Genomic DNA, 7,087 nt, shown 5'->3' with positions numbered 1-7,087 from the left:
ACATTTTTTGCATGAAGTCTTACGGGCTAAAGGGTACAGAGTCAACACCCTAGGCTTAAGCCCCTTGTTTTACAAATCTGATTTTGTACAGTTTCACAAAGAAATGGTATCGATTTTAGTCAAGTAACCACATCTCATTAGAACTATCGGGATACTCATTTGGTTGATTTTGAGGTTGAGCTTGAGCAAGTGTTTCTGATGAACGATGTGATTTTTTGTAGTTAAGTGGATTGTAGTGGTCTTTTACTGGTTTTATCGCACTAGTTTCTTTTACAGCTACAGCTAGTTTAGATTTATCTTCTGCTGTTTGTTTTAAAGCATTAATTTCTTCTATAAGCTGGGAATTTGCTTCTGCAAGTTGCAGTGCTGTTTTTTTGGTTTCGTCAAGTTCTTTTGTTAGCTGTTCTAGTAATGATTTTTGTTCTGATGCAAAGGTTTTTTGTTTAGATAATTTTGATTGCAAATCAGTAATTTCTTGTCCAAGAGTTGCTTCTTTTTTGTGGCTTGTTTCTAGATTACTTGTCAACTCTTTGACAGTTGCTTCTAAATCAGCCTTAGTAGGACTGCGTTTAGTAGAAGCTGGTTCAAGTGGTTGCCCTAACGATTCCTCATCAGATGCAGCTTGTTCTTCGACAACTTTTTCTGCTGTAACTTCGATCGCAGATTCACCTTCTGGGGGTGTAAATTTTTGCGCCTCTTCTTGTAGTAAGTCAGAGAGACTTTGTTTCCTAGCCATTATCATTTTCTCCAATCACGCTGTAATTCATCAGCTGCACGGCGGTAGTCTAATTCCGCCTCCCGTGCGTTTCCTCCTCGCCATTGAGTAATCGCTACACCTTCAAGTGCTGCTCGTTCATGAGCTTTATAGGCACGGATGAAGGTATTACAAGTAGGAATACCTAAGCGAGTCAGAGTGTTTTTTGCTTCTTGTGCTTCCCCCAGACTGCGGGTATCGACTTTGGTGAGCAATACCCGATGGGGGGTTCCCAAGGGGATGACGGCTTCCTTGACTGTTTCCACGAGGATTGCTAAATCCATTGCAGATGGGGGTGTAGGCAAAACTAGATAATCTGCGATCGCAACTACCGCCACTAATGCTTCAGAGCGCAGGGCGGGAGGTGTATCCACCACTACTAAATCGTAACCTGTTATCTTTCCTAAATCACTTAAAAGTGCGGGATCGGTTTCTTGAGATAAATCAAATCCCATTCCCTGCTGGCTGCGCCCAAACCACCAACTGGCAGAACCTTGAATATCTGCATCAATCAGAAGCACCTTTTTTTTCTTCGCAAAGTTTGCAGCCAGATTGACTGCGGTAGTCGTTTTACCGACTCCTCCTTTACCGTTGAGAATAGCGATGATTTTTGGCACTGCTTGCTTCCGATGCTGCCTTTTGTTAGCGGTAGCGGGGCGTTTAGCCCGTGCTGAGTTCTGAGTGCTGAGTGCTGAGTTAAGAGAGACGCGATTAATCGCGTCTGTACAAGAGTTATTATTATCCTCTTTATCTTCTTTTCAGTTCCCAGTTTCCAGTCTCTAGTCCCCAATCATGAATATACCGCTTTCTGTAACCCTAAGTAACATGAAAACTCGTAACAATAAATTCAGAAGCCATCAATTCCCCAAAATTTTATGACAGCAACTTACAATTTGCCTGATGGACCCCAAATGCCGCGCTGGCTGCGGATGATCAAGTTTATTACTCAGCCCGTGAAATATATAGATGATTTTGCCAAAATCTATGGTGACACTTTCACAATCAAAAGTAGTCGATCCGATAACCATATTGTGTACTTTAGTCAACCCCAAGCACTAGAGCAGATTTTTACTGCTGATTCCAGCCATTTTGAGGTTGGCAGAGGGAATATAGGGCTAAAATTTTTGCTTGGCGATCGCTCCTTCATGTTATCAGATGGCGATCGCCACCAGCGGCAACGGCAACTCTTAGCTCCTCCCTTTCATGGCGAAAGGATGCGGGCTTACGGCGAGGAAATTCGGGAAATAACCCGACAGGTGAGTAATGAATGGCAAATTGGCAAGCCTTTTAATATCCGTGAGTCGATGCAAGAAATCACCCTGCGTGTTATTCTGCGGGTTGTATTTGGCTTGAATGATGGACAGCATTTTGAGGAACTGAGGCGATCGCTAAGTGACTTACTAGACTTCATGACTTCGCCCGTAATGTCCAGCACCTTGTTTTTCCGGTTCATGCAAAAAGATTTCGGGGCGTGGAGTCCGTGGGGTAGGATTCTCCAACAACGGCAAAAAATTGATCAACTGATTTACGCTTTGCTTCGAGAACGTCGGGCTGAACCTGATCAAAATCGCCAAGATATCCTGAGTTTGATGATGGCTGCTCGTTATGACGATGGTCAAGGGATGTCAGATGAAGAATTACACGACGAGTTGATGACGTTGCTAGTTGCAGGACATGAAACTACCGCTTCTGCATTGACATGGGCTTTTTACTGGATTGACCATTTACCAGAGGTGCGTGAGAAGTTGCTAGAGGAACTCACCACCATTGGAGTTAACCCAGATTTAAGTAGTGTAGCTAAATTGCCTTATCTGACAGCAGTTTGCCAAGAAACATTGCGAATCTACCCAATTGCCATGAATGCTTTCTGGCGGGTTGTGAAGATTCCAATTACCATTATGGGCTACGAACTGCGAGAAGGAACGGCAATAATTCCCAGTATTTATTTAGCTCATCATCGAGAAGAAGTTTACCCACAATCCAAGCAGTTCAAACCAGAACGCTTTTTAGAAAGACAATATTCACCTTATGAATATTTACCCTTTGGTGGCGGTAATCGTCGCTGTATTGGGATGGCATTTGCTCAGTATGAAATGAAAATTGTCTTGGCAACTGTTCTGTCAGAATTTCAAGTATCGCTAGTGAATAAACGTCCCATGCGTCCTGTGCGCCGTGGCTTAACTTTAGCCGCACCCACAGGAATGCGGATGATTGCAACACCTCAAGTTAAGCGTGCGAATACGCCAGCTTTGGTTTAATAATAAGTAGGTTGGGCACATTAATCATTGGTGTCAACTTAAGCTAAAATCCTTTTCAAATCTCGTTTCTAGCCTCTGGCTGGAAATGCTGCTCATTGCGGCTCTGCCGCAAGTCTTGAGGCCGAGCCTCAAAGACAGGCATTCCCAGTCGGAGACTGGGAACGAGACAATATCTAAAGGCTTTTTCTTGGCTGGCTTTCACGTTAAGTTGACACCAATGCACATTAATGCTTACCTACCAGCTATAGGATAATAATTACGAATTACGAATTACGAATTACGAATTATCCTGACTCTCTTGCTTATTGGCGAGTTTTTCATAATGTTCTTTGTCGCGATATTTAATTGTTCTCATCCGTTGATTTCCAACAATTGCTAAAGGTTCAACATTAGCAGTTACAACCGTCCCCGCCGCCACAATTGCACCATCTCCAATAGAAACTCCTGGAACAATTAGGACATTTCCGCCAATCCAAACATTGCGACCGATAACTACAGGTTTATGAATATAGACATTATGTTCATAAGGCAAATCATTACTTTGATAGTCATGATTTGCAGAGAGGATAACTACGTTAAATCCAAGTGTTGTATTGTCGCCAATTGTAATTCCGCCACGTCCATCTAATATGACATCTTGTCCAATGTAGACTTTATTTCCCAGAGATACATTTTGCGGGTGTTCAATTCTCAAGTCTCGCTTAAATCGTAGACCTGAGCCACTAAATTTTAATTGACTCTTCAGTTCTTGATGTTTATAGCGCCTGATTTTGGTTTCTAGATATTCTCCCCACCGTACCAGACGAGGTACTAACCATTGTTCCAATAGTCGCTCTAATTTATTCGTAATTTTATTTTTGATCTCTTTCATAAAACCTCACGGAAGTTTAGGAACCCTCTGGCTTTCAACCAATGAGGGAAAACGACGCGGGTACTTTAGCACCCTTCACATTTATTAGGTTTCCCCAATTAGAGTATTTTCTCGCTTGTGAATAACGTTTTTATAAAAGCGGGGTGGGGTATGGTGGCGTTGTCAAGGTAAAGTAAACATTACGAGTTTTGCTCTCGGAGTTTGGATTCTCAAGATACAACTGTTTGGAAAATGAAAGGGACTAAAGAAGTACCCCAAGAATTCGACTACTATATCAGTAGTAAGTTAAATGGAAGCTTTACCCAATAATTGGCAAGATATTCAACCTAATACTGTATATTTTTCAACCAGTGGTTTACTAGTTTCATTTGCAAGTGAACAAATAAAGTTTGCATTAAAATACGATCAGAATGGCAAACATTTAAAAGCCATTGAGAAAGGGCAAGTACCTCACAGAATTAGGCTGCTTGATATTTTGCAATCCCACTCATCAACTCCAAACACTTCTGCGTTCCCAATATTCGGCGACTCTTTTTTCCCATTGCTGCCAGTAATCTTTAATCCCTGCTGGTTCAAACCAAAATACCTCGGCTGGCATCTCTGGAATTGCGACTACCAACAAAGCATGATTTAGCTGAATGCCATAATCTCGATAATAGTTGTTAATTGCTCCAATGTATGCTGTAAGTTGCAGTGGATGTTCGTATAAATGCTCAATTGAACCTTTAGGTTTGTCTGCTGTTTTCCACTCGCAAATACAGGGGATGCCTTGATAACTGGCAATACAATCCACTTTGCCAGAATAGCTCAAATCATAATGAAAAACAGAGCCTTCTACGAGTCTCACTGTGTCGATTTCTTCTAAAACTGGCTTGATACTTTCCCAATAAGGGCGACTGGCTTCCGGACAAATAGGATTTTGTCCAAGGAGGTAGCGCTCAATTTGTTTGTGTGTTTGGGTTCCCCGACGACTGGCGTTTGTAGATATGCGGGTGGCTTCTTCTGTTCCAACACGCGCTTTCCAATTTAATAATCTGTCTCTGTCTGCTTGGGGTTTGGTGATATTAAGTATTGTGGTAACGCTAGGAAAGTGTTTTCCCTTGACATCTACATAATATTGTTTACCATTTTCTCTCAGGGATTTACTATTAATTCGAGGTAGCAGTTGGGTATCAAATTGCATCAGTTTTTGTAAAAGTTAACTTAACGTTAAAAACCGTGTCTATACAGACAAAATTAAGAAATGTGGCAATCAGGCTAGGCTAGAATAGCTTTCAGTGGAATTTCGGTTGTTATTCATAAAATTATGGAACCTGTAACACTAACGGCTGTTGCAACTGCGATCGCTACTATAGTTTTAACTAAAGCCCTAGAAAAAACTGGCGAAAAGCTTGGGGAAGCAGGGTTAGAAGCAAGCGGTAAATTAATCGCACAGCTACGTAATAAAAATAAATTGCCCTTATTAGCAGAGGCGACACCAGAAAATACACAGCAGCCGTTAGATTATGGCAAAGCAGTACTGGAGTTGAAAGCCGCAGCAGACGCAGATACCGAAATTGCTCAATCAGTGCGGGACGTGGAAGCCGCAGCAAACGCCGATCCTCAAGTAGCGTCAAAAGTCCAAGCTTTAGCAAATGGGCTGAACTCACAACCAGCAACCATCATTAATTCTACAAAGTTAGCTGAGTCTATTAAAAACGTCATTCAAGGAAATATTTTCACTGGTACTAATATTTTCTGACTGTATTCGCCTGGAGGAGAACAGGTAAAGTCAAATCTCGCTACCGAAATACCGCAAAATTTACCCTTAAGTGGGGTGGTGGAGTTTGTTGGACGTAAAGTGGAATTGCACAATCTCCACCAGCTTTTGCAGGAAAATGAACAGGTGGCTATAGCTGCTGTTGCTGGCATGGGTGGAGTTGGTAAAACTGAACTTGCCCTACAATATGCCAGGAATCACCGCGAAACTTACAAGGGTGGAATTTGCTGGTTGCTGGCAAAAGTTGGTGATGTGGGCATTCAAGTTGTACAGTTTGCCAGAACTCATCTTGATTTAAAAATACCAGATAATTTAACAGAAGATCCTAACCAAAAATTACTCGCGCAAGTCCAATATTGCTTTCGGCATTGGCCTGGGGAGGTTGATGTTCTGCTGGTGCTGGATGATGTTGTGGAATACAAGGAAGTTAAGCCTTACTTACACTCGCTATCTTCTCGGTTTAAAGTGCTGATGACCACAAGGGAAAAATTACAGCCACCGATAATGCGATTAGACTTGGGTTTGCTCAAACCGTTGGCGGCAATGAACCTATTAAAATCGCTGGTGGGTAGAGAACGATTGCGACGTGAACCTTGGATTGCTAGAAGACTTTGTAAGCATCTCGGTTATTTGCCTTTGGGTTTGGAATTAGTCGGGAGATATCTGGCATTTGATGAAGATTTATCTCTAGCAGAAATCTTGCAACAATTGAAAGATGAGGGTCTGACGAATGAAGCAATAGACGAAGCTCCACAAGAAATGACCGCTAAACTAGGTGTAGCTGCTGCTTTTGAGTTAAGTTGGCGGCGTTTGCAAAAAAACGCCCAAGTTTTAGGTTGTTTTTTGAGCTTATTTGCCTTGGCTCCGATTCCTTGGAAATTGGTGGAAGGCAATGAAGGTAAAGAGCAAAAAAAAGCCAGACGCGATTTGTTAAAGTTCTATTTACTCCAACGCAAAGGTGAGGAAACATACCAACTTCATCCACTGCTAAGGGAGTTTTTCCAATGTAAGCTTACAGATTTAGAACAGGCAGAGGAATTAAAGCGATCGCTTTGCCGGGTAATGGTAGCAGTTGGCAAGGAGATTCCTGAAACACCCACTCTTGAGCAAATCAACGCCGTCTCCTTCGCCATACCTCATATAGCTGAAGTAGCGAATAATCTCATTGAATATATCAGCGATGATGATTTGATTTGGGCATTTGTTGGCAACGCTCGATTTTACGAAGGTCAGGGATTGTATGATAAAGCAGTATCTTGGCGTGAGCAGCGTCTAGAAATAACTAAACAACGTTTGGGAGAAGAACATCCAGATGTCGCCACTAGCCTCAACGACCTAGCGCAACTCTACCGTTCCCAAGGTAGATACAGCGAAGCCGAATCTGTTCACGTCCAAGCTTTGGCACTTAGGCGCAACCTGCTGGGAGATGAACATCCAGATGTCGC

At 42.4% G+C, this 7,087-nt stretch carries 7 protein-coding genes; 3 read left to right on the top strand and 4 right to left on the bottom strand.

Translation table 11 applies throughout. From position 1 onward, the window contains the following. Nucleotides 1-115 precede the first annotated feature (115 nt). Both ABF638_RS36110 and ABF638_RS36105 read right to left on the bottom strand, forming a co-directional pair. Nucleotides 116-736 (bottom strand): hypothetical protein, encoded by a 621-nt coding sequence (locus ABF638_RS36110; protein ID WP_435027574.1) that lies wholly within the window; start codon nt 734-736, stop codon nt 116-118. A gap of 2 nt (nt 737-738) precedes the next feature. Next, entirely contained in the window at nt 739-1,371 is a 633-nt protein-coding gene (locus tag ABF638_RS36105; protein WP_181930437.1) for a ParA family protein, read from the bottom strand. Nucleotides 1,372-1,629: 258 nt separating this feature from the next. Here ABF638_RS36105 and ABF638_RS36100 point away from each other — a divergent pair, with 258 nt between their 5' ends. After that, nucleotides 1,630-3,012 carry a cytochrome P450 gene (locus ABF638_RS36100; protein ID WP_435027573.1) on the top strand — a complete coding sequence of 461 codons (1,383 nt, stop codon included), beginning with the start codon at nt 1,630-1,632 and terminating at the stop codon, nt 3,010-3,012. Nucleotides 3,013-3,289: 277 nt separating this feature from the next. Here ABF638_RS36100 and ABF638_RS36095 read toward each other — a convergent pair whose 3' ends face one another. Both ABF638_RS36095 and ABF638_RS36090 read right to left on the bottom strand, forming a co-directional pair. Further along, nucleotides 3,290-3,883, bottom strand: a complete 594-nt coding sequence (locus tag ABF638_RS36095) for an acyltransferase (RefSeq protein ID WP_069069154.1) — start codon at nt 3,881-3,883, stop codon at nt 3,290-3,292. Between the two features lie 490 nt (nt 3,884-4,373). Further along, a complete protein-coding gene (locus ABF638_RS36090) occupies nt 4,374-5,066 on the bottom strand; it encodes a PD-(D/E)XK nuclease family protein (RefSeq protein WP_435027572.1) in 693 nt (230 codons plus the stop codon). Nucleotides 5,067-5,189: 123 nt separating this feature from the next. On the opposite strand from ABF638_RS36090, the gene ABF638_RS36085 reads away from it, so the two are divergent. After that, nucleotides 5,190-5,624 (top strand): hypothetical protein, encoded by a 435-nt coding sequence (locus tag ABF638_RS36085; RefSeq protein WP_435027571.1) that lies wholly within the window; start codon nt 5,190-5,192, stop codon nt 5,622-5,624. A 75-nt stretch (nt 5,625-5,699) separates the two neighbouring features. Next, nucleotides 5,700-7,087 (top strand): tetratricopeptide repeat protein (locus ABF638_RS36080; protein ID WP_435027570.1); only part of this gene is annotated, 1,388 nt, incomplete at its 3' end.

Source organism: Nostoc sp. CALU 1950 (assembly GCF_051172895.1).
In the GTDB taxonomy this organism is placed as follows: domain Bacteria; phylum Cyanobacteriota; class Cyanobacteriia; order Cyanobacteriales; family Nostocaceae; genus Nostoc; species Nostoc edaphicum_A.
The sequence above is the reverse complement of the archived record's forward strand: the minus strand, read 5'-3'. Positions and strand labels throughout refer to the sequence as shown.